At 64.9% G+C, this 279-nt stretch carries 1 protein-coding gene; it reads right to left on the bottom strand.

Features of this window, described 5'->3' with window-relative positions:
* The coding region (locus ACMV8I_RS21520) for a urate hydroxylase PuuD (RefSeq protein WP_498867162.1) at nucleotides 1-279 on the bottom strand (279 nt) is incomplete at both ends.

Here is a 279-nt window from a genome sequence, read left to right as displayed (position 1 = left end):
ACCGGCTCGGCCGGACGCGGCACCGGCGCCAGCCATACGGCCACGCCCAGCAGCACAGCCACGCCACCTGCCGGATACGCCCAGTTCACCACGCCCTTGTGCTTCAGGATGAAGAACTGGCGGATCAGCACGCCGGCCAGCATGATCAGCACCAGCACGACCCAGTTGTGCTTGTTCGCGTACGTCATGCTGTAGTGGTTCGACAGCATCGCGAACAGCACCGGCAGCGTGAAGTACGTGTTGTGCACGCTGCGCTGCTTGCCGCGCTTGCCGTGGATC

It is taken from the genome of Ewingella sp. S1.OA.A_B6 (assembly GCF_049889095.1).
GTDB lineage: Bacteria > Pseudomonadota > Gammaproteobacteria > Enterobacterales > Enterobacteriaceae > Ewingella.
This window is presented reverse-complemented; position numbering and strand designations above follow the sequence as displayed.